The organism is Herbaspirillum sp. NPDC101397 (genome assembly GCF_044767325.1).
Lineage (GTDB): Bacteria > Pseudomonadota > Gammaproteobacteria > Burkholderiales > Burkholderiaceae_D > Herbaspirillum.
The window spans coordinates 69164-91941 of record NZ_JBIWNS010000006.1 but is presented as its reverse complement, the minus strand read 5'-3'; the positions used below and the strand labels follow the sequence as shown (position 1 = coordinate 91941).

Genomic DNA, 22778 nt, shown 5'->3' with positions numbered 1-22778 from the left:
CATGAGCACGGAAAACCAACTGCGCGAAGAGATCTGCCGCACCGGCGCCAGTCTTTACCAGCGCGGCTACACGGTCGGCTCGGCCGGCAACATCAGCGCGCGTCTGGACGATGGCTGGCTGATCACGCCGACCGATGCCTGCCTCGGCTATCTCGATCCGGCCAAGATTGCCAAGGTCGACGCCGCCGGCAACTGGGTCTCGGGCGACAAACCGTCGAAGACGCTGGCGCTGCATCGGATGGTCTACGACAACAATCCGGAGATGCACGCGGTGGTGCACACGCACTCGACCTACCTGGTCAAGCTGACGATCTCGGGCGTGTGGTCGCAGGACGATGTGCTGCCGCCGATCACGCCGTACTACGTGATGAAGGTCGGCCACATTCCCTTCATCGCCTATCGCCGTCCGGGCGATCCGCTGGTGGCGGAGCAGGTGAAGCAACTCGCCAACAAGGTGCGCGGCGTGCTGCTCGAGCGACTCGGTCCGGTGGTGTGGGAAAGCTCGGTTTCCAAGGCGGCCTACGCACTGGAAGAGCTGGAAGAAACGGCCAAGCTGTGGCACCTGGCGGGCGGCGATGTCGCACCGCTGGACGACGCTGCGCTGACCGAATTGCGCGAGGTATTCAACGCGCGCTGGTAGGCATTCAGCGCTTCGGTCCGGCTTCAACAAAACAAAAAAATGACGCGACAAGGACGCCGGCTCACGCCGGTATCCCGGCCGCAGCATTCACTTTTTTCGCCAGCCACGCGCCAGCCGGTTTGTATCAGCACGTCAGATTTTTAAATTGCCTGCACATGTCTTTCAAGCGGGCGCTATAAACCAACGGCCGTGGGAGCGGCCGTATATCAACATAATCAACAGGAGATTGTCGTAGCATGACTGCATCAACCAACATCGGCGCCGCACCGGGTGTCAACACCAGCGCCAACGAACAAGAACAGAACCGCGTCTATGCCAAGGTATTCTGGCGCATCATGCCTTTCCTCATGCTGTGTTACGTGATCGCCTATCTCGATCGCGTCAACGTCGGCTTTGCCAAGCTGCAGATGTCGGTCGACCTGGGTTTCAGCGAAACCGTGTTCGGCCTCGGCGCCGGCGTGTTCTTCCTCGGCTACTTTCTGTTCGAAGTGCCGAGCAACATCCTCATGCACAAGGTGGGCGCGCGCGTCTGGATCGCCCGCATCATGATCACCTGGGGAATCCTGTCGGCCGCCTTCATGTATGTTGAAACACCGCTGCAGTTCTACGTGCTGCGCTTCCTGCTCGGTCTGGCGGAGGCCGGTTTCTATCCCGGTATCATCCTGTACCTGACCTACTGGTATCCGTCGCATCGCCGCGCCAAGGTGATCGCCGTCTTCATGTCCGGCATCCCGGTCGCCGGCATCCTCGGCAACCCGCTGTCGGGCTGGATCATGGACGCCTTCCACGGCACCACGGGCATGCACGGCTGGCAATGGATGTTCGTTATCGAAGCGATTCCCGCCGTGCTGATCGGCCTGGCCACGCTGGCCTACCTGGACAACGGCATCGCCAAGGCGAAATGGCTGACTGACGGTGAAAAGAAGCTGCTGGAAGATGAAATCGCCGCCGATCAGAAGGGCAAGGAAAGCGTGCATTCCTTCGCGGACATCGTCAGCGACAAGCGCGTCTGGCTGATGTGCCTGATCTACTTTTGCTTCGTCATGGGCCAGTACGGCCTGACGCTGTGGATGCCGACTCTGGTGAAAGCCACCGGCGTCACCGGCAACCTGCACATCGGTCTGCTCAGCGCGATTCCGTTCGGCTGCGCCATCATCGCGATGAACCTGATCGGCCGCAGCGCCGACGCGCGCCGCGAACGCCGTTGGCATCTGATCGTGCCGGCCCTGATGGGCGCAGTCGGTTTCGTCGGCGCGGCGCTGTTCGCCGACAACACTGCGGTCTCAATCGCCGCACTGTCCCTGGCTGCTGCAGGCGTGCTGACTTGCGCACCATTGTTCTGGTCGCTGCCGACTTCGTTCCTGTCGGGCGCTGCAGCCGCTGTCGGCATTGCCGCCATCAACTCGGTCGGCAATCTGGCCGGCTTTGTCAGCCCCTACCTGATCGGTTACCTGAAGGACCTGACCCACAGCGGCGCGACCGGCATGTACATGCTGGCGATCATGCTGTTGATCGGTTCTGCTGCGGTGTTGAAGACTTCGCCGAAGCTGGTGAACAAGTAAGTTTCACACTAGACTTATCCGGCGCGCACTGTAACAAGTGCGCGCCACTATTCCAAGGAGATCACGATGCTGCGTTTCGCCGCCAACCTGAGCATGATGTACAACGAACATGCTTTCCTCGATCGCTTCGCCGCTGCCGCCAAAGATGGCTTCAGCGGCGTCGAGTTCTTGTTTCCCTATGATTTCCAGCCGGAAGAAATCCGTTCGCGCCTCGACGCCAACGGTCTGACGCAGGCGCTGTTCAATGCGCCGCCGGGCGACTGGTCCGCCGGTGAACGCGGCATCGCTTCGTTGCCCGGCCGCGAAGACGAATTCAAGCGCAGCATCGAGACCGCGCTGAAATACACCGAAGTCATCGGCAACAAGACGCTGCACGTGATGGCCGGACTGATCCGTCCCGACCAGGATCGCGCCAAGCATCGCGCGGTCTACCTGGACAACCTGTCGTACGCGGCCCATCACGCCGACCTGGCCGGCGTGACCGTGGTGATCGAGCCGATCAACACGCGCAACATCCCCGGCTTCTTCCTCAATCGCCAGGACGACGCGCAAGCCATCTGCGCCGAGATCGGCGCCGAGAACCTCAAGGTGCAGTTCGATTGCTACCACTGCCAGATCGTCGAAGGCGACGTCGCCGTGAAGCTGAAGCGCGACATGGCCGGCGTCGGCCACATCCAGGTCGCCGGCGTGCCGGAGCGTCATGAGCCGGATGTTGGCGAGCTGAACTATCCCTACCTGCTCAAACTGATCGACTCGCTGGGCTACAAGGGCTGGATCGGTTGCGAGTATGTCCCGGCGGCGGCGACCTCGGACGGCCTCGGCTGGCTCAAGGCGCTGGCGGCGCAGGGACTGACGGAACTGAAGCCGCGCTGATCGTATCGGCGGGGTGAAAGGACTGTTCTTCACGGATGGAGGTGAAGAACAAAAAAGCGGGGCGCTCCTGACGGAACGTCCCGCTTAATTTTTATTCTTGCCGAATTTCTGCTGACTGCTCTCGCCAGCTAATCGTTCGGATGGATTTGCTTGGTGACGCTGCTTTTATCGTGGCATTTGATGCAGGTCGCGTAATGCCAGATTGCAGGGAGCGGAATCTTGTAGCCGTGTTTCTGGCCACAAGCCAGACATACCAATTCGCCTTGCTCGGGGATGTTCATGTTGTGCTGCTACGTGATGAAGGTTGCTCGAAGTCGCGGAGCCGTCCGGCTTTTAGTTGATAAAAATCAATTTTTGACGGCAATCTGCTGACTGTTGCTGATTTTACCCGGTAACGGGAAAGTACGCTGGCGGGGGACGTTTTGGTATCGCTCGGTTTGCCGGGTTCCGCTTTCAAAAATTACAGGATAAGATTTCATCTCACTCATCGGCACCAGTGCACAAGTAAATGACCATGCAAAAAGACAGACCTGAGAACAAACCGATCCTTCAAAAGCCATTCGCTCAGACCTATTTTCACGGCACTAAAGCGGACCTGAAATTGGGGGATTTCATCGAAGCGGGTTTCAACTCCAACTTCGGACAAAGAAAAAATGCGAAATACATTTTCCTGACGGCGACACTGGACGCCGCCATCTGGGGCGCCGAGCTCGCGATCGGGGAAGGACGCGAAAGAATTTACCTGGTGGAACCGATGGGAGAGATTGAAGACGATCCGGATCTGACCGACAGAAAATTCCCCGGCAATCCGACGCAATCGTTTCGTTCCATGCAGCCGTTCAAGGTGGTCGGCGAAATCACGCTGTGGCAGGGACATCCTGCGGAGCAAGTGCAGGCAATGAAGGATGGATTGACGAAACTCAGGGAGCAGGGCGTCAACTCGCTGAACGACGAGGACTAGTCCGACGCGGGTCTGAACTATTCAGAAAGAATTTCAGGACCACAGAACGTAAAAAAGGCCTAGCCGAAGCTAAGCCTTTCATATTCTTGGTGGCCCGGGGCGGAATCGAACCACCGACACAAGGATTTTCAATCCTCTGCTCTACCGACTGAGCTACCAGGCCAAGAGGCCGAATTATAGCAAGATAATTTTAGAATGCAAAGGGTGCTTCCACTTTTTTATCAAAAAGTTCGCCGGCCCTCTGTGGAGTGCGCTTTGCAGTAATTATTTCCGGTGTTTCCTTTTCGCTTCCGATGAGTCCTTCCTGTGATGGAGATCAAAGAAGGGCCTGCGGGGAAGGCGTTTATAATGCTTTCCCATGAACGGCATCTCATCCCATCCTTCTTCCAACGCCGCCGCGCGCAAAATTGCGGGTGCGTCTTCTCCATCCGATATCTGCATCGTCGGCAACGGCGCCATCGGCAAGACCGCTGCGCTGGCATTGGCGCAAGCCGGACTGCGCGTAAGCTTGCTGGCGCCGGCTTCCGCATCTGCCGGACCTTCTGTGGCATCGGCTACGGAGCAAGCCAGCTGGGATGTGCGCGTCTACGCCGTCAACCAGATCGCGCGCGACCTGCTGTCGTCGATCAAGGTCTGGGATGCGCTCGACGCCGAGCGCGTGGCAGCGGTCGACGGCATGAACGTCACCGGCGACGATGAAAACCATCCGGGCCATCTGGTGTTCGACGCCTATTCGGCGCACGTCGATGCGCTGGCGTGGATCGTCGAGGACCGCAACCTGAATGCCGCGCTCGATGCGGCACTGAAATTTTCTCCCAACGTGCGCGTCGTCAACGGCCGCGCCGTGTCCATGCGCAGCGACCTGCACAGCGTCACTCTGCAGCTGGAAAGCGGCGACACGCTCGAAGCCTCCTTGCTGGTCGGCGCCGACGGCGGGCAATCGTGGGTGCGCGGCCAGTGCGATATCGGACTGGACTACCGCGCCTATGGACAGCGCGCCATCGTCACCAATTTCTCCTGCGAAAAAGCGCATCAGGGTGTGGCTTATCAATGGTTCACCGCGACCGAGGGCATTGTCGCGCTGTTGCCGCTGCCGGGGCAGCGCGTGTCGTTGGTGTGGTCGGCGCCGGATGCGCTGGCCGAGACGCTGATGCGCCAACCGGCTGCGCAACTGGCGCAGCATCTGGGTAAATACGCTTCTCATGCGCTAGGTGCCTTGACGCCGCTGGAGCCGGAAGTGGTGCGCGATTTTCCGCTGACGCTGGTCAAGCCGCACGCCATGACGGCGCCGCGCGTGGCGCTGATCGGCGACGCTGCGCACGTGATCCATCCGCTGGCCGGTCACGGCATGAATCTCGGTTTCGCCGACGTGGTCGCCTTGCTGAAGGTCATCAATGAGCGCGAGCAGCAACGCGATTGCGGCGATGCCCGCGTGCTGAGCCGCTATGCGCGTGCGCGCAAGGAAGAAGTCCTGCTGATGCAACTGGCCACCGACGGCCTGGCGCGCCTGTTCGGCACCGGCCTCGAGCCGCTGCGCATGGTGCGCAATATCGGGTTGAACTTGGTGAACAACCTGCCGGTCTTAAAGCGGCGTCTGATGGCGCATGCCCTCGGCAAACGGATTTGACCGATTTACTTTATAGTTTGACGACTTTGCGTCGGGCTCCATCCGACGAGGTCTCAAAACGATTCCGAACATCGCCTTACTATTGGAACAGAACATGAAAAAGATTTTTGCACTCCCCGCCTTCCTGGCTGCAGCCGGCCTGCTGCTGGCATGCGTGGGCGGCTCGGCCTGCGCGGCCGACGCTACTGAAGCCGCCATCAAGAAGGCGATCGAACCGCGCCTGGGCGAAGGCGCCAAGGTCGAGTCGGTGAGCAAGACGCCGTATGCGGGATTGTATGAAGTGCAGGTCGACGGCGACGTGATCTACACCGACGCCAAGGCGCAGTACCTGTTCATCGGCCGCGTGGTCGATTCGCAGACTTACCGCGATTTCACCAAGGAAAAGATCCAGGCCATCAACAAGGTCAAGTTCTCCGACCTGCCGCTGGACCTGGCGATCAAGACCGTCAAGGGCAACGGCAAGCGCACCATCGCCGTGTTCGAAGATCCGAACTGCGGCTACTGCAAGCGTTTCCAGAAGACCTTGCTGGACGTCGACAACGTGACCGTGTACACCTTCCAGTACAACATCCTGGCGCAGGATTCGATCGAGAAGTCGCGCAATATCTGGTGCTCGTCCAACCCGGGCAAGGCCTGGAGCGACTGGATGCTGAACGGCAAGGAAGCCTCGGCTGCGCCGGCAACCTGCAACGCGCCGCATGACCAGGTGCTGGCGCTGGGCCAGAAGATGAAGATCACCGGCACGCCGACCATCATTTTTGCGGACGGCTCGCGTATTCCCGGTGCCATCGATACCAAGGGTCTGGAACAGAAGTTCGCTACGCTGAAGTAAGCCCATCCGCCGTCAGCATTTTTGCTGCGGCCGTCAGGTTGAAATTTACTTGGCGGCCGTATGCAACTGCATCATTCCTGCTTCAAACTTCCCCTCGCACAACAACGGAATCGCATCGAGACTCTTCTCGATGGCGTCGTTGATGAGCGCCTGTTCTTCCTTGCGCGGACGATGCAGCACGAAGTCGGCCACCGGTTGCTGCAGGCCCATCGTGCGCGGATGGCCGATGCCGATGCGCAGGCGCCAGTAGTCTTGCGTGCCGAGCGCGGCGGTGATGTCCTTGAGGCCGTTGTGACCGCCGGAAGAGCCGCCTTTCTTGATCTTGGCGCTGCCGGGCGGCAGGTCCAGTTCATCGTGCACCACCAGCACTTCATCGGGGGCGATCTTGTAGAAGCGCGCCAGTGCGCCGACCGACTGACCGGAGCGGTTCATGAAGGTCTGCGGTTCCAGCAGCCAGACTTCCTGACCGGCGACGGAGGTCTTGGCAGCCAGCGCATTGAAGCGCGTCTCGCGTGCGAGACGAATGCTGCCGGCGAGATTGTCGACCAGCCAGAAGCCGGCGTTGTGCCGGGTCTGCTCGTATTCCGGGCCGGGATTGCCGAGGCCGACGATAAGGCGTATGGGCATGCTGATAAGAAGTTAACAGGAAAGCGCCGATTATCGCGGATAACGAATCGACCCGTCCAATTCCGCTCAGTTTCTGCTCCGTTTCCATCCCGGATTGCCGTGTTTATTGCTGCAAATCCATTTATTTCGTGCATTTGGGGGCTGTCAAGATTGGCGCGTCCCCCTGAATTGCGTATCATCCAACGCTTGTTTTTCAATTCCCGGATTTCATTGTCATGTTGCCTTCCATCGAACAACGTTTAGCTCTCGAACTCGTCGCCAAGCCGGTGCAGGTTGCCGCCGCGATCGCCTTACTCGACGAAGGCGCGACCGTGCCTTTCATCGCGCGCTACCGCAAGGAAGCCACCGGAGGCCTGGACGATACCCAGCTGCGCCTGCTGGAAGAGCGCCTGCGTTACTTGCGCGAGCTGGAAGACCGCCGCGCCGCGATCATCTCGTCCATCGAAGAGCAGGGCAAGATGACGCCGGTCCTGCTGGACGCCATCGTCCACGCCGAAGACAAGACCCGTCTGGAAGATCTGTACCTGCCCTATAAGCTCAAGCGCCGCACCAAGGCCCAGATCGCCGCCGAAGCCGGCCTCACCGAACTGGCCGACGCGCTGCTGAACGACCCGATGCTCAATCCGGAAGAAGAAGCGGCGAAATACCTCAAGCCCGCCTTCACCACCGACAGCGGCGACAATCCCGGCGTGGCCGATGCCAAGGCGGCATTGGACGGCGCGCGTCAGATCCTGATGGAACGTTTCGCTGAAGATGCGCAGCTGTTGCAGGCGCTGCGCGAATACATCACCGAACACGGCATCGTTGAATCGAAGGTGATCGAAGGCAAGCAGGACGCCGGTGAAAAATTCGCCGACTATTTCGACTACTCCGAAACCATCGGCACGATTCCATCGCACCGCGCGCTGGCCTTGTTCCGCGGTCGCCGCGAAGAGATGTTGACGGTGGTTCTGCGCCTCGACACCGAAGAAGAAAAACCGAAGTGGGACGCGCCGCACAACCCGTGCGAAAACCGTATCGCCGGGCGCTTCGGCGTCAGCAGCAAGGGTCGTCCCGCCGACAAGTGGCTGGCCGATACCGTGCGCTGGGCATGGCGCGTGAAGGTCTTCATGCACCTCGAAACCGAACTGATGACGGGCCTGCGCGAGCGCAGCGAAGCCGAAGCGATCAACGTCTTTGCCCGCAACCTGAAGGATTTGCTGCTGGCCGCGCCGGCCGGTCCGCGCGCCACCATGGGCCTGGATCCGGGACTGCGCACCGGCGTCAAGGTGGCGGTGGTTGACGCCACCGGCAAGGTGGTCGACACGACCGCCATCTTCCCGCATCAGCCGCGCAATGACTGGGAAGGTTCGCTGCACACGTTGGCCAAGCTGGCTGAAAAGCATAACGTCTCGCTGATTTCCATCGGCAACGGCACCGCTTCGCGCGAAACCGACAAGCTGGCGCAAGACTTGATCAAGATGCGTCCGGAACTGAAGCTGACCAAGATCGTCGTGTCGGAAGCCGGCGCATCGGTGTATTCGGCCTCTGAATTCGCCTCGAAGGAATTGCCTGATCTGGACGTGTCGATCCGCGGCGCGGTGTCGATTGCACGTCGTCTCCAAGATCCGCTGGCCGAGTTGGTCAAGATCGATCCGAAGTCGATCGGCGTTGGTCAATACCAGCATGACGTCGGCCAGTCGCAACTGGCGCGTTCGCTCGACGCCGTCGTCGAGGATTGCGTGAATGCCGTCGGCGTTGACGTCAACACCGCTTCCGCGCCGTTGCTGGCGCGCGTGTCCGGCCTCAACGCCAGCGTCGCGCAAAGCATCGTGTCGTATCGCGACATGAAGGGCATGTTCACCTCGCGCGCCGGTTTGCGTGAAGTGCCGCGCCTGGGCGACAAGACCTTCGAACAGGCGGCCGGATTCCTGCGCGTGATGAACGGCGACAACCCGCTCGACGCTTCGGCGGTCCACCCGGAATCGTATCCGCTGGTGGAAAAAATCCTGGCCGACATCAAGAAGGACGTGAAGGGCGTGTTGGGTGAAAGCGCCTTGCTGAAATCGCTGAGCCCGGCCAAATACGCCGACGAAAAATTCGGTGTGCCGACCGTCACCGACATCCTGAAGGAGCTGGAAAAGCCCGGCCGCGATCCGCGTCCTGAATTCACCACCGCAACCTTCAAGGATGGCGTTGAAGAAATCAAGGACCTGCGCCCCGACATGATCCTCGAAGGCGTGGTGACCAACGTCGCCGCCTTCGGCGCCTTCGTCGACATCGGCGTGCATCAGGACGGCCTGGTGCATATCTCGGCCCTGTCCAACACCTTCGTCAAGGATCCGCACACCGTCGTCAAGGCCGGTCAGGTGGTCAAGGTCAAGGTGCTGGAAGTCGACGAGAAGCGCAAGCGCATTGCACTGACCATGCGCCTGTCCGACAGCGCACCGGTTGCCGGCAGCAAGCCGGAGCAACGCGGCGACCGTAACGATGCACGTCGCCTGTCGCAGCACCAGGGCCAGCAGTCGCGTCAGCCGGCGCCGGCGAACAACGCCATGGCGGCGGCGTTCGCCAAGCTCAAGGGCTGATGCGGAGCGGTTGAATAAATCGATGGACAAAAAAAGACGCGGCTTGCCGCGTCTTTTTTTACGCCTGCAGCGTGGCTGCAGGGGCGTTGCTCCGATGCCGGTTGCGGAATCAGTAGTTGGTGACGGTGGTGCGGCTGGCCGTGATCGAGACCGACACCGAGACGCTGGTGGTGGTCGAGCTGCCGTCCGTCGGCGTGGAGCCATCATCGGTCGTCGGGTTCTTCAGCGAAGCGACGAAATCGGCGATGCCCTTCTTCAGGATTTCATAGGTCTTGTCGATGTTACTGGCGATGTCGCCGTTGAGGACCTTGAGGCTGGACAGGATGCCGCGCGCTTCATCGAAGCCCTGGTCGACGCCCTTCTGGATCAGGCTCATGAACTTGTCGATGTTGGCGTCCCGCTTGCTGGTGTCCGCGGCGCCGTCGGCGCTGTCGGCACCGTCCGTGCTGTCGCCGGTCTTGCTGTTTTGGCTGAACAAGCCGAACGCGCTCTTGATGAACGACAGGATGCGGCCGGCGGTGGCTTCCGGGCTGTTGTCTTGCGAAGCGGCGTTCTGGATGGCGTTGTCGCCGAGTTCCGGCTTCAGTATGTCGTTGAGGTTTTCGATCGCCGACTTGTAGACCAGCGACAGCGGGTCGTTCTGCGAGGACAGCGACACTTCCAGTGACGATTGCAGAATGGCTGCGTTGAGCTGTTGCTTGGCGATGGCCGGCGTCAGTTTGACATCTTTCGCACCGGTCGCGCCGTCCGTCTTGGTGGCGTCGTCAGTGGTGGAGGCATCGGTGGTCGCGGGCAGGCTGGTGGCCGGCGTGTTGGTATTGATCGTGTTGGTGCTGATAGACATGGCAGGTCTCCTGTACAAGGACCGCACGCAAGAAGGAGGGGAAATGGCAGTCCATCCTCAACTTACGGCATGCTGACCGAAATCTGAAGGTCACAATGCCAACTTCGTTTGTAAGAATTTATGACCAGAATCGAGACAATACGTATCGTTTTCACTGAAATTGCGGTAATTATTGTTTTTTGGAAACGTCCTTTTGCAGCTATCGTGCATCTCAGTTCATGAGAGCGATGATCCTGTCTCTCAAATCGCTTACGGCGAAATTATCTAAGGTTGGATGACACCGCTCTTGTCCACTGTCGTCACGTCGACATAGGTGGAGCCCTGATGGCTGGACGGTGAAAAATTGATTTGATAGCCCGCGTGGTCGTAGGTTTTGTCGTTGACTGTTTCCAGCGCGACAATCAATTTCTCGTGCGTCAGCCGGTGGCTTGCGCGACTGAGGCCTTCGGCCAGCACTTTTGCGGCGATATAACCTTCGAGTCCGAGATAGCTGAATTGTCCGATCCTGGCGACGCGCATCGCCTTTTGGTATTCATGCACGATGGGCATGCGCGCCTTCCAGGGATGCGGCACGACTTGCGAAATGATCAGGCCGCTGGCCGCTTCTTCAAGCTCGCTGGTCAGCAGCGGGCTGCACACCAGCGAGGCGCAATAAAAATAACCGAGATAGCCCTTGGCGCGCAGGTTGCGTATCAAGGCACTGTTGACGTTTTGTGAAATGCTCATGATTAGCACCACGTCGGGTCGGCTTTCCAATAGTTTGTCGGCGATCTTGTCGACGTTTTGTCCCATGATGCTTTCCGACGCGACCAGCTGTGCGTTTGCATTGCTGATCTTGGCTTTCATCATGACGTTGTGCGGCAGTCCCGTAGCGTCATTGAAGATCGCCAGCCGTTTCAGTCCCATCTGCGTGAAGCGCGAAAACAGATAGTCGTATTCGTTGGCATAGCTCGCGCGTATCGTGAAGACGTGCCGGTTGAACGCGGCGTACACAATCCAGGAGCCCGTCACAGGGGCGAAATACGGCACCTTGCGTTCGTTGATCAGCGGCAATACGGCGGCGGTGGTTTGTGCGCCGATATAGCCGAACAGCGCGATGGCCTTGTGCTCGTCGAGCAGCTCCTGCGTGTTCTTGAGCGCCAGGGTGGGATCGTTCTGGTCATCCAACGTCATCAACCTGACCCGGCGACCCGCTATGCCGCCGCGACTGTTGAGCTGGGCGAAGTAGACGTTTGCTCCGGTGATGAACTGGCGTGTGATCTTGGCATAGGGGCCGCTCAGATCCGCAGACTGGCCGACAACAATGTCGTTGTTGCCGGCAGGTTCGGGGGAATTGAATTGTCCATGGGCATGGCAACACAAAAAAAACAGGGTCAGCGCAGCGATGCGCCGCACGGGAAGGAATGGTATTCGCATGGTCTCGACACCTCCACCAGTTGTTGGCCGTAGAGATGGTTTTGTCGTGCTACTCAGAGTAGCAACGATGCACGAGGAGGCAATGCTTTTATGCGAATCGGACCCACAAACCGGCTGAATCTTGACGATGTACGAACCTCGTCAGAATCTTTTTCTACAGTTCTTCCACCATGAACAAACGCCGGTGTTCGCGCATGGCGTAACGGTCAGTCATGCCGGCAATGTAGTCGGATACCTGGCGCGCCTGGCGGCGCTGGCCTTCGTCGTCCTGTTCGGCAACCACGTAGTCGGGCGGCAAGAGCGTTGGTTGCGCCAGGAACGCCTGGAACAATTCGGCGATGATGCGGCGCGCCTTGGCGGTCATGCGATTGACCTGGTAGTGGCGATACAGGTTCTGGCGCAGGAAGCGCTTGAGCACGGCGGCTTCCTGCTGCATCGGTTCGGAGAAGGCGATCAGGGGCGCGGCGTTGCGTACGTCCTCGATGCTGAGGGGCGCTGCGGCGGCGATGTTTTCCTGCGAGGTGCGGATGAGGTCGACGATCAAGGTATTGATCATGCGGCGCACGGTTTCGTTGATGGCGCGGCGACCGGTGATGCCGGGATAGGCCAGTTCCGCTTCGCGCTGATGGCGTGCGAAGAAATCCACTTCACCCAGCTGCGCAATCGTCAGCAGGCCGGAACGCAGGCCGTCGTCGATGTCGTGGTTGTTGTAGGCGATCTCGTCGGCCAGATTGGCCAGCTGTGCTTCCAGGCTAGGCTGCTTCTTGTCGATGAAGCGCTGGCCGATAGCGCCGAGCTGGCGCGCGTTGGCCAGCGAGCAGTGCTTGAGGATGCCTTCACGCGTCTCGAACATCAGGTTGAGGCCATCGAAGGCACCATAGTGCTGTTCGAGGTCGTCGACCACGCGCAGGCTTTGCAGATTGTGCTCGAAGCCGCCGAAGTCCTTCATGCAGGTGTTCAGCTCATCCTGGCCGGCGTGGCCGAACGGCGTGTGGCCGAGGTCATGGGCCAGCGAGATGGCTTCCACCAGGTCTTCGTTGAGGCGCAGATTGCGTGCGCAGGAGCGCGCAATCTGGGCGACTTCGATGCTGTGGGTCAGGCGCGTGCGGAACAGGTCGCCCTCATGATTGACGAAGACCTGAGTCTTGTATTCGAGGCGGCGGAACGCGGTGGAGTGAATGATGCGGTCGCGATCGCGCTGGTATTCGGTACGCGATCCGGGAGCAGGTTCGGAGAAGCGCCGCCCGGTCGATGTTGCTGCATGGGCGGCATAAGGTGCAAGGTGGAGCGGCGCGTCTTGGGTCATGTCAGGAACTCATTCAGGTGCTTCAATGCAGATCTTCAATCGACGGCGACGCAATGACTTCTGCAACCGTCGTCCTCAGCTCGGGGTTTGTACGCAGGCCGCCAGCGTCTGCAGCAAGATATCCTGCGGCACGTTGGTGATCAGCGGCTGACCCAGCGGCTTGATCAGGATGAACTTGATCGCGCCGCCTTCATTCTTCTTGTCGACTTCCATCAGTTCCAGCCAACGCTCCGTCCCGAGGTCTGGCGCCACGACAGGCAGGCCCGCTGCCTTGACCAGTGCAGTCAGGCGATCCTTCGAGACGGCGTCGATGTAGCCCAGCCGATGCGACAGGTCGGCCGCCATCACCATGCCGCAGCCGACCGCTTCGCCGTGCAGCCATTGGCCGTAGCCGAGGCCGTTCTCGATCGCGTGGCCGAAGGTGTGGCCGAAGTTGAGGATGGCGCGCAGGCCGCCTTCGCGTTCATCCTGGCGCACTACCTCGGCCTTGATTTCGCAGGAACGCTGGATCGAATAGGCCAGCGCGGCGTTGTCCTTGGCGACCAGCTTGCCGATATTGACTTCGATCCAGTCGAAGAACGGGGCGTCGATGATGGCGCCATGCTTGATCACTTCGGCCAGGCCGGCCGCCAGTTCGCGCGATGGCAGCGTGTGCAGCGTGGCGGTATCGGCGATCACGGCTTGCGGCTGGTAGAACGCGCCGATCATGTTCTTGCCGAGCGGATGATTGATGCCGGTCTTGCCGCCGACCGAGGAGTCGACCTGCGACAGCAGCGTGGTCGGGATCTGCACGAACGGCACGCCGCGCATGTACGACGCCGCTGCGAAACCAGTCAGGTCGCCGATGACGCCGCCGCCGAGCGCGACCAGCGTGGTCTTGCGATCGCATTTTTCGGCGAGCAGGACATCGAACACTTTCATCAGGCTGGCCCAGGTCTTTTGTTCTTCACCGTCGGGCAGCACGATTTCGGTGACTTGCTTGCCGGCGTCTTCGAGCAGCTTGCGCACGCGCGGCAGGTACAGCGGACCGACCTTGTCGTTGGTGACGACGGCGACGCGCTTGCCGGCGACGTGGCGCGTGAGCAATTCGGGGTTCGACAGCAGATCGTGGCCGATGGTGATCGGGTAGCTGCGCTCTCCCAGTTCGACTTGCAGGGCGACGGGGGCGAAGGTGGAAGCGGTCATGGCAGGTTCGGCGGAGGCGGCTGGTGGTGTGGAGGAGGTGGCCGGCGCAAAGGCGGCATCGGCAGTCTGTTTGGGTGTCAGTTCGAGCTGGCTCAGGATGGCCTGCACCAGGAACTGTACGTTGGGGCGGCCGGTCTCGATGACGAAATCGGCTACTTCGCGGTAATACGGATCGCGCTGGCGCGACAACTCTTCGAGCTTGCGGCGCGGATCGGCGGTTTGCAGCAACGGGCGATTCTTGTCGCGCCCGGTGCGCTGCAGGATCTGGTTGATGCCGGCGCGCAGATAAATCACGGTGCCGCGCTGCTTCAGGTAGGCGCGGGTTTCGGCGCGCAGGATGGCGCCGCCGCCGGTGGCCAGGACGATGTCTTGCTGGGCGCTCAGTTCGCGGATGACGTCGGCTTCGCGCTTGCGAAAACTTTCCTCGCCTTCGATTTCAAAAATCACGGGAATGGTTGTGCCGGTGCGCGACTCGATCTCGTGATCGGAGTCGACGAAGCGCTTGTTCAGTTTTTTCGCCAGGGCACGCCCTATCGTTGTCTTGCCGGCGCCCATCAGGCCGACAAGAAAAATGCTTCCACTCATATACGATTTTTCACTGCGGGATTGTCCGGATAGCTGGTCGCTGGAGGCCTCTGTTGTTGGTTTTTCGGCCTGCCGTGCGCAACCAGCTGCAACAGACGATTTTACCGTCTGTTGCGCCGTTGTCGGGGAAATATCGGGAAAAACATGGATTTCGAGATGATTAACGCAGGAAATTGCGGTCGGCGACGATTTTCGGCGTGAGGAAGATCAGCAGTTCCGTCTTGTGGTCGATGCGGGCGCTATGTTTGAACAGGTTGCCGATCACCGGGATGTCGCCCAGCAGCGGCACCTTGGAAACGGTGTTCGATTCGGTCTGCGTGTAGATCCCGCCGATGACGACGGTGCCGCCATTTTCCACCTGCACCAGCGTCTTGACGTGTTTGGTGTTGATTGCCAACCCGCCCGGCGTGGCGGTGCCGCGGCTGTCCTTGTTGATGTCGACATTGAGGATGACGTTGCCGTCCGGTGTGATCTGCGGCGTCACTTCGAGCTTGAGGTTGGCCTTCTTGAAGGCAGTCGAGGTGGCGCCGCTGCTGGTGGCTTGCTGGTAGGGAATTTCCTCGCCCTGTTCGATCAACGCAGGTTGCTGGTCGGCAGTGACCACGCGCGGGCTGGAAACGATCTTGCCTTTGCCGTCGGCTTCCAGCGCCGATAGTTCTAGCGTAAGGAAGCGGTTGGCGGCGGCGTTGAACAGGCTCAGCGCGAAACTGCCTGCAGCTGCGCCGCCGATTCCTTGCGCCGGCAGGTTGACGGCGTGGTTGGCGGAATATGAACTGGCGGCAGCCTTGGTCAGACCCGCCGCTTCGCCCACCTGGTTGTAGGTGCTGCCCGCGGCGAAGCCATTGGCCCGGGCGGAAAATCCGAGGCGCGCGCCGAGATTGCGGCTGAAGCTGTCGTCGGCTTCGACGATGCGCGCTTCGATCAGCACCTGGCGAGCGGCGACGTCGATCTTTTCCAGCAGCTTGCGGATGTTGTCGAGCACCGATGGCGTATCGGTCACGAACAACTGGTTGGTGCGCTGATCCACCACTGCGCTGCCGCGGCGCGACAGCAGTGTGGGGCGGCGTTCGCCGTGCGGGTTGATGCCGGCGGCGATGTCTTCGCCGAACACTTTGCGGAAGGCTTCGGCCTTCTGGTAGTTGAGCTGGAATACTTCGGCGCGCAACGGTTCGAGTTCGGCGATCTGGGCGCGTTGCTCCAGTTCAAGCCGTTCGCGCGTCAGCAGCTCTTCGCGCGGCGCCACCCACATGACGTTGCCGTTGCGCCGCATGTCCAGCCCGCGCGTCTGCAGCACGATGTCCAGCGCCTGATCCCACGGCACGTCTTTCAGGCGCAAGGTCAGCGCGCCGCCGACGCCATCGCTGGCAATGATGTTGATGCCAGTGAAATCGGCCAGCACCTGCAGGATGGCGCGCACCTCGATGTTCTGGAACTGCAGCGACAGCTTGTCGCCGCGGTAAGGCTGATGGCGTTGCGCCGGCCCCTTGCCGGCGTCGGCCGGGGCGCGCACTTCGATCACCAGTTGCGCCTCCTTCTGATAGGCGTGATATTCCGCCAGCGGTTCGGCGTCGATCAGCAGCCGTACAGCCGCACCGCGACGGCCGGCGTCGATGGCGTTGACCGGCGTGCCGAAATCGCCGACCTCAAGGCGTCGCGGCAAACGCGCGGGCAGGTCGGCGTTGAGGATGTCGGCGATGATCTGCCGTCCTTGCCGGCGGATGTCGAGCGCGGTCTCCGGTCCCGGCAGATCGACGATGACGCGGCCCTCGCCTTGCGTGCCGCGGCGGAAGTCGATGCCGCCGATCAGGGGCCTGCCGGCCGCCGGCAACACCTCATTGCCGGAAATGGCGACGACGATGGCGCCGGCTTCGGTGCGCACGGAGTAGGGAGACATATGCCGCAGGTTGAGCACCACGCGGCTGCGTCCGGCAGAGGACGCGACGGAATGGTTGCGCAACGGCCCGGTGTCGAGGTTTTTTTGCTGGGTGTCGATGGCGTTGTCTGTGTCGGCAAGATCGATCACGATGCGGGCCGGCGAGACGGTGGAGAAATGCACGGGCGCGGTTGTCGGCGGGTAGCGCAGTGTCAGGCGTACTTCGACACGGCTGTCGAGTTGCTCCGCGTCGATGGCGAGAAGGGCGTTGCGCTGCTGTGCCTGCACGCCACCGCAAATCAGTGGCGAGAACGCCGTCCACAATGCGAGCCGGTACAGCGTTTTGATCATTTCCCGCTTCCTTGCAATTCGAGCGCCGTCATGCGCTTTTCCCAGTTGCCGCCGTTGCGGACCAGTTCTTCCAGTTCGATGCGTCTGTCCTTGATGCTGCGGATGACGCCGAAATTCTGGCCCAGGTAATCGCCCGCACGCGCGGGATAGACGATCTTGTCGACCTGCAGCAAGGCATCCGAGCGACCGTCGCGCGACAGTGTGCCGACCAGGCGTATCGATTCCAGCGGGACGCCCTCGAGCGGTTGTCTGGCGCCGCGCTGGGGTGGACGTTCATTGCTATCGATCTCGTCCGGCAGGGTGGCCGGATGGCCGAACGGGGTAACGGCATCTCCATCGTCTGCGATGGGGTACGCCTGGGGAATGAACTCATTTGCCGGCTGGATGACGGGCTGCGTCGATGGCGTGTCAAGGCGAATGGCGTCGAGCTGCGCGCGCAGTTGCTCCGGCGTGTCGCGTTCGGCACAACTCGTCAGGAGCAAGGCAAACAGGATCGCCGGCGAAAACGGTCGGACCGATTGCCGCGTCATGGCTTTTCCTCATCGCCTGTTTTACTGCGATAGGCCAGGGCGAGCGCTTCCAGCGTCACGCGGCCGGGCCGCTCGGCGTTGCTTAGACGCAGGTCGCTCAGGATGACGAGATGCGCCGTTGCCGCCATGTCGGCGGCAAAACGGCCGATGTCGTGGTAGTTGCCGCTCAGCCAGATGGCGATGGGCGCTTCGACGTAGCCGTTTTTTGTCTCTGGTCGCCCCGGCCTGGCGAATTCGAATTGCAGCCGGTTTTGCAGCGCGGCATCGCCAATGGCGTCCAGCACCGGATCGATGCCGGCCTGCGGTTGCAGTTGCTGTTCCAGTGTCGCGACAATGTGCTCCAGATGTTGAGCGCGTCGGGCGGAATGGGTGAAGGTCATGGCCCGGCGGTACTTTTCCCGATAGCTGGATTTCAGTGCGGCGTAGTCGAGTTCGCTGAGGTCCAGCGCGTCGATTGCAGGTCGCAAGCAGAGCTGCCAGCCGGACAGCAGCACCGCCAGCAAGAGCATCAGCAGCAAGGCGCCGCGCCATGCGCGCGGCCAGGTCGACGGATGGCGGCCGTTGAGTTCACGCCATTGCAACAGGAGTTCCGCCGCGTTCATCGCGCCGCCACGACACGATGGCCGGCCGTGATCACGAAGTCATGGAGTCGGCCGGGATCGGTCGATGCGGGTTTTGTGTTGACCGCGCTGCGTGCTTCTTGCAGCTCAATGTGTGTGAATGCGCCGTCGGCGTCGCGCAATGCTTCCAGCAGTTGCATCACATGCCGGTGCGACGGCGCGGAACCCTTCAAGGTGAAGCTACGGCCTTGCTGGACCAATGTGGTGAGGAAAACTTGCGGCGGCATGCGGCGCGCCAGTTCTGCCAGTAATCGCGTTGCCTCGTTGCGCTGCTGTTGCAGCGCTTCAAGGTGACGTCGTTGGTTTTCAAGCGCGGTACTCTTTTCGTCCTGTGACTTACCCGCCTCGATGGCGGTATCCAGTCGGCCGTGCTCGGCGCGCAACAGATCGAGCAGTTGCTGCTGCCGTGTCGCTTGCCCCGAGATATGCCATGACAGGAACATTACGACGGCAAGTCCGGCGGCCACCGTCGCGGCCAGCAACAGGTAAAAGCGGCGATGCGCTCCCGCTGCGGGATTGCGCTGTGCCAGGAAATTGATGCCGCTCATCGGTCGAAGCGCCGCAAGGCCAGGCCGCACGCAGTGGCGCAGGCAGGGCCGTTCACCGCCAGCTTCCCGCGGTCAATGCCGGGCGTCAACGCCACGCCGGCGAAGGGAGCGGCCACCAGGGTGCTGACGGCCGTGTGCCGGTGCACGGCCTCATCCAAGCCGGGAATGCTCGCCCCCGGTCCCGCCAGCACGATGTGTGCAGGCGCGCACGACGACTGCTGCCGCAATGTTTGCAGCGCCTGCGCAATATGCCTGGCTGCGTGTGCCAGGTAGGTCGCCAGGACATCGTTCTGGTCGCCATCATATTGCTGCAAGTCGCCCTGCAATTGCCGGTGGCCGATTGCCAGTTGCCGTTCGCCGGCAACGCAGCCGTCGCAGCACAACGACAGGAGTGCGCCGTGTGTTTCCAGGTTCACCAAAGCGAAGGTGGAAGAAGTCTGTGCAGCAGGCAGTGTCCTCGCCACGGCCGTTAGTGCCGCATGGCTTTCGATGTCGGCGACCACTGCCTGCAGTCCAAGGGACTCCGTCACGGCGACGCGGTCTTCGACGTCGTCGCGGTGCGCTGCGGCGATCAGCATGTCGAGCTGTCCCGGCGTATCGCGCGTTGGTCCGATGATGCGAAAATCGAGCAGGGCTTGCGCCAGCGGATAGGGCAACACGCCTTCGGCATGCTTGCCGGCCAGGGCCGCCTGCTGCTCCCGGCTGCTGCCGGCAGGGACTGCGAGTATGTGCGTGATCGCCTGTGCGGACGGGATGGCGATGGCGACTTGTCTGGTCTGCGATCCGCTTTTCTCCCACAGACGGGACACGGCCTCCATCACCTGGCGCAGATTGTCGATGCCGTCCTCGCCGATGGCGCCGTCGGGCAGCGCTTCGCGCGCGCAATATGCCAGTTGCGCCACCTGCGCGCGATCTCCGGAGAATTCGACCATCCTGACTTCGGATCGGCCGATGTCCAGGCCGACCATTGACGGCGGGCTGCGGTGGAAGAAGCTGGACAGATTCAACAAAATTGCATTCTGGACATGAGAGGAAGCGACGATGTTTGCCTGCGCGCGGTCGCGGGTTATCGCGCCAGGCAGTTGAAATGATTGTCATTAAGACAATATGCGGCATCCTAGCAACAACATTTGTTGTCTGTAAAGCAATTTTCCTGTCGGCATGAATGCCAACGTCGAACCAGCCCGGCGAAACTTCCCGGCGCAAACGGTTTCTGAGCAACGATTGCGCTGCGACGCGTTGCCGTCACGCGACCCGCGCTGCCGTATTTCAGCCTTGTTCCGGAGAATTGCCGGAATTCACCTTCCCGCAAGTCGTTATAATGCGGGGATTGTCTTTCTCACCAGTCTCACGCGCATGACCACCCCAGAAAACAACGGCAAAGCGCCAGCTTCGCAACCCGCTGACGCAACACCGAACCCTGCGAGTGCCTCCGCACCTGCAGCTACTCCCGCCGCCGCCAAGACAGTCAAAAAACGCCTGCATCCGATCCTGCGCGTGCTGCTGGGCAGCGTCGGCCTGCTGGTGGCACTCGTGCTGATGGCGGTGCTGGTGCTGGGGTTTGTGGTCACGCTGGCGTATCCCAAGCTGCCTGACCTCGACACGCTGACCGACTATCGTCCCAAGATTCCGCTGCGGGTGTTCTCCGCAGATGGCGTGCTGATCGGCGAGTTCGGCGAAGAGCGCCGCAACCTGGTGCACATCAAGGACATCCCGGACATCATGAAGAAGGCCGTGCTGGCGATCGAAGATGACCGCTTCTACGAGCACGGCGGCGTCGACTATCAGGGCATCGTGCGTGCCTCGGTGGCCAACCTGTCGGGCGGCAGCGGCGGCGCCAGCACCATCACGCAGCAGGTGGCGCGCAATTTCTTCCTGACCAGCAACGAGCCGACCTTCCTGCAAAAAGCGTCGCGCAAATTCCTCTACGAAATTCCGCTGGCCTGGAAAATTGAACGCAACCTGACCAAGGACCAGATCCTCGAGGTCTACATGAACCAGATTTATCTGGGGCAGCGCGCTTACGGATTTTCCTCGGCGGCGCAAATTTACTTCGGCAAGCAGCTCAAGGAGCTGACCATCGCCGAATCGGCCATGCTGGCCGGTTTGCCAAAGGCGCCGTCGGCCTACAACCCGGTAGTCAACCCGAAACGCGCTCACGCGCGCCAGCAATACATCTTGCTGCGCATGCGCCAGCTCGGCTACATCACCGACGCGCAATATACCCAGGCCAAGGATGAGGAACTGAAGGTCAAGACCGACAGCACGGCCTTCGGCGTGCATGCGGAATACGTTTCGGAAATGGCGCGCCAGCTGGTCTATGCGCAGTTCAAGGACGACACCTACACGCGTGGCCTGAACGTCTTCACCACCATTACCAAGGCCGACCAGGACGCCGCCTACCTGGCGCTGCGCCGCGGCATCATCGACTACGAACGTCGCCACGGCTACCGCGGTCCGGAAGGCTACATGGAGATTCCGACCGCCTCGAAGGAAGAAGCCGACGACGCCATTGAATCCGAGCTGGCCGATCACCCGGACAGCGACGACCTGATCGCCGCCGTCGTGCTGGAAGCCACCACCAAGGAAATCACTGCCGTGCTGGCCACCGGCGACGAGATCAAGATTTCCGGCAGCGGCCTCGGCTTCGCCGGCAACCTGCTCAGCGAAAAAGCGCCGCCGCAGAAGAAGATCAAGCGCGGCGCCATCATTCGCGTGTTCCAGGACGGCAAGAACTGGATCGTCACGCAAATGCCGGAAGTCGAATCGGCGTTCATTTCGCTCGATCCCAATGACGGTTCGATCCGTTCGCTGGTGGGCGGCTTCGACTTCAACCGCAACAAGTTCAACCACGTGATCCAGGCATGGCGCCAGCCGGGCTCGTCGTTCAAGCCGTTCATCTATTCATCGTCGCTGGAAAAAGGTTTGTCGCCGGCCACCATCATCAATGATGCGCCGCTGACGTTCACCCAGACCGGCGGCCAGGTATGGCAGCCGAAGAATTACGGCGGCAAGTTCGAAGGTCCGATCTCGATGCGCCGCGCACTACAGAAGTCGATCAACCTGGTGTCGATCCGCATCCTCGAACGCGTCGGCGTCAAGTATGCGCAGGAATACATCACGCGCTTCGGCTTCGACGCCGACAAGAACCCGCCTTACCTGACGCTGGCGCTGGGCGCCGGCGCGGTGACGCCGTTGCAGATGGTGGGCGCCTATTCGGTGTTCGCCAACGGCGGCTACAAGATCAATCCCTACCTGATCTCGAAGATCACCGACAACAACGGCAACACGCTGTCCGAAGCGCATCCGGCACGTTCCGGCGACGAAGCCAACCGCGTCATTGATGCGCGCAACGCCTTCGTGATGGACAGCATGCTGCGCGACGTCGTGCGTCACGGCACTGCGGTCAAGGCGCTCTCGCTCAAGCGCACCGACCTGGCCGGCAAGACCGGCACCACCAACGATTCGATGGACGCCTGGTTCGCCGGTTATCAACCGAATCTGGTAGGTATCGCGTGGATGGGCTACGACCAGCCGAAGAGCCTGGGCGACCGCGAAACCGGCGGCGGCCTGGCGTTGCCGATCTGGATCAGCTACATGCAGAAGGCCCTCAAAGATGTGCCGATGGTCGACCGTACGGTGCCGACCGGTCTGATCGAGTCGGGCGGCGAGTATTACTATTCCGAATATCCGCCGAGCTCCAGCGTGCGCGATCTGGGTCTGGGCGAACATGGCGCGGCGGCGTCGCCGGAAGAGGAAAAAGCCAAGAACCAGATGAAGAACGAATTGTTCTGACGGCCGCAATATCGGCAATCTGATGGCGCAAAAGAA

19 protein-coding genes and 1 tRNA gene are annotated in these 22778 nt (G+C 61.0%); 8 read left to right on the top strand and 12 right to left on the bottom strand.

Annotated elements, in window-relative coordinates; all coding sequences use genetic code 11:
• Window position 1: 1 nt before the first annotated feature.
• The 3 genes from ACIROW_RS15510 (at window position 2) to otnI (ending at window position 3075) form a co-directional block, all read left to right on the top strand.
• Entirely contained in the window at window positions 2-640 is a 639-nt protein-coding gene (locus ACIROW_RS15510) for an aldolase (protein WP_402277151.1), read from the top strand.
• A gap of 236 nt (window positions 641-876) precedes the next feature.
• Complete coding sequence (locus ACIROW_RS15505) at window positions 877-2202, top strand: MFS transporter (protein WP_402277149.1); 1326 nt, start codon at window positions 877-879, stop codon at window positions 2200-2202.
• Window positions 2203-2268: 66 nt separating this feature from the next.
• Window positions 2269-3075: a 2-oxo-tetronate isomerase gene (gene otnI / locus ACIROW_RS15500; RefSeq protein ID WP_402277148.1), complete on the top strand. Its 807-nt coding sequence runs from the start codon at window positions 2269-2271 to the stop codon at window positions 3073-3075.
• 128 nt (window positions 3076-3203) lie between these two features.
• Here otnI and ACIROW_RS15495 read toward each other — a convergent pair whose 3' ends face one another.
• Window positions 3204-3356, bottom strand: a complete 153-nt coding sequence (locus ACIROW_RS15495) for a hypothetical protein (protein ID WP_016834768.1) — start codon at window positions 3354-3356, stop codon at window positions 3204-3206.
• 233 nt (window positions 3357-3589) lie between these two features.
• Between ACIROW_RS15495 and arr the strand changes: the two genes are divergently transcribed.
• A complete protein-coding gene (gene arr, locus ACIROW_RS15490) occupies window positions 3590-4036 on the top strand; it encodes an NAD(+)--rifampin ADP-ribosyltransferase (protein WP_402277685.1) in 447 nt (148 codons plus the stop codon).
• Between the two features lie 87 nt (window positions 4037-4123).
• On the opposite strand, the gene ACIROW_RS15485 is transcribed toward arr, so the two are convergent.
• Window positions 4124-4199, bottom strand: a tRNA-Phe gene (locus ACIROW_RS15485).
• Window positions 4200-4394: 195 nt separating this feature from the next.
• Between ACIROW_RS15485 and ACIROW_RS15480 the strand changes: the two genes are divergently transcribed.
• Together ACIROW_RS15480 and ACIROW_RS15475 are read left to right on the top strand one after the other, a co-directional pair.
• Window positions 4395-5663, top strand: coding sequence for an FAD-dependent monooxygenase (locus tag ACIROW_RS15480; RefSeq protein ID WP_402277147.1), 1269 nt, complete (start codon window positions 4395-4397; stop codon window positions 5661-5663).
• 94 nt (window positions 5664-5757) lie between these two features.
• Window positions 5758-6495 (top strand): DsbC family protein, encoded by a 738-nt coding sequence (locus tag ACIROW_RS15475; RefSeq protein ID WP_402277146.1) that lies wholly within the window; start codon window positions 5758-5760, stop codon window positions 6493-6495.
• Between the two features lie 45 nt (window positions 6496-6540).
• Here ACIROW_RS15475 and pth read toward each other — a convergent pair whose 3' ends face one another.
• A complete protein-coding gene (gene pth, locus ACIROW_RS15470; RefSeq protein ID WP_402277144.1) occupies window positions 6541-7122 on the bottom strand; it encodes an aminoacyl-tRNA hydrolase in 582 nt (193 codons plus the stop codon).
• 215 nt (window positions 7123-7337) lie between these two features.
• Between pth and ACIROW_RS15465 the strand changes: the two genes are divergently transcribed.
• Window positions 7338-9689 (top strand): Tex family protein, encoded by a 2352-nt coding sequence (locus tag ACIROW_RS15465; RefSeq protein WP_402277143.1) that lies wholly within the window; start codon window positions 7338-7340, stop codon window positions 9687-9689.
• A 109-nt stretch (window positions 9690-9798) separates the two neighbouring features.
• Here the strand turns inward: ACIROW_RS15465 and ACIROW_RS15460 are convergent, their stop codons facing one another.
• The 9 genes from ACIROW_RS15460 to pilM form a co-directional block, all read right to left on the bottom strand.
• A complete protein-coding gene (locus tag ACIROW_RS15460; RefSeq protein WP_402277142.1) occupies window positions 9799-10533 on the bottom strand; it encodes a DUF5610 domain-containing protein in 735 nt (244 codons plus the stop codon).
• A 264-nt stretch (window positions 10534-10797) separates the two neighbouring features.
• Window positions 10798-11949, bottom strand: a complete 1152-nt coding sequence (locus tag ACIROW_RS15455; RefSeq protein ID WP_402277141.1) for an ABC transporter substrate-binding protein — start codon at window positions 11947-11949, stop codon at window positions 10798-10800.
• Window positions 11950-12103: 154 nt separating this feature from the next.
• Window positions 12104-13255 carry a deoxyguanosinetriphosphate triphosphohydrolase gene (locus tag ACIROW_RS15450; RefSeq protein WP_402277139.1) on the bottom strand — a complete coding sequence of 384 codons (1152 nt, stop codon included), beginning with the start codon at window positions 13253-13255 and terminating at the stop codon, window positions 12104-12106.
• A 75-nt stretch (window positions 13256-13330) separates the two neighbouring features.
• The gene (gene aroKB, locus ACIROW_RS15445) at window positions 13331-15025 is read right to left on the bottom strand and encodes a bifunctional shikimate kinase/3-dehydroquinate synthase AroKB (protein ID WP_402277137.1); all 1695 of its coding nucleotides are present in this window, start codon (window positions 15023-15025) and stop codon (window positions 13331-13333) included.
• A 160-nt stretch (window positions 15026-15185) separates the two neighbouring features.
• Window positions 15186-17249 carry a type IV pilus secretin PilQ gene (gene pilQ / locus ACIROW_RS15440; protein WP_402277135.1) on the bottom strand — a complete coding sequence of 688 codons (2064 nt, stop codon included), beginning with the start codon at window positions 17247-17249 and terminating at the stop codon, window positions 15186-15188.
• On the bottom strand, window positions 17246-17779 hold the full coding sequence (locus tag ACIROW_RS15435) for a pilus assembly protein PilP (RefSeq protein ID WP_402277133.1): 534 nt from the start codon (window positions 17777-17779) through the stop codon (window positions 17246-17248). Before ACIROW_RS15435 ends, pilQ begins: the two co-directional genes overlap by 4 nt.
• Window positions 17776-18381: a type 4a pilus biogenesis protein PilO gene (locus tag ACIROW_RS15430; RefSeq protein ID WP_402277131.1), complete on the bottom strand. Its 606-nt coding sequence runs from the start codon at window positions 18379-18381 to the stop codon at window positions 17776-17778. Before ACIROW_RS15430 ends, ACIROW_RS15435 begins: the two co-directional genes overlap by 4 nt.
• Complete coding sequence (locus ACIROW_RS15425; protein WP_402277130.1) at window positions 18378-18947, bottom strand: PilN domain-containing protein; 570 nt, start codon at window positions 18945-18947, stop codon at window positions 18378-18380. The genes ACIROW_RS15430 and ACIROW_RS15425 overlap by 4 nt, the downstream gene beginning before the upstream one ends.
• Window positions 18944-19954 (bottom strand): type IV pilus assembly protein PilM, encoded by a 1011-nt coding sequence (pilM, locus tag ACIROW_RS15420; RefSeq protein ID WP_402277128.1) that lies wholly within the window; start codon window positions 19952-19954, stop codon window positions 18944-18946. Before pilM ends, ACIROW_RS15425 begins: the two co-directional genes overlap by 4 nt.
• Before the next feature lie 472 nt (window positions 19955-20426).
• Here pilM and ACIROW_RS15415 point away from each other — a divergent pair, with 472 nt between their 5' ends.
• Window positions 20427-22742, top strand: coding sequence for a penicillin-binding protein 1A (locus ACIROW_RS15415; protein WP_402277683.1), 2316 nt, complete (start codon window positions 20427-20429; stop codon window positions 22740-22742).
• Window positions 22743-22778 lie beyond the last annotated feature (36 nt).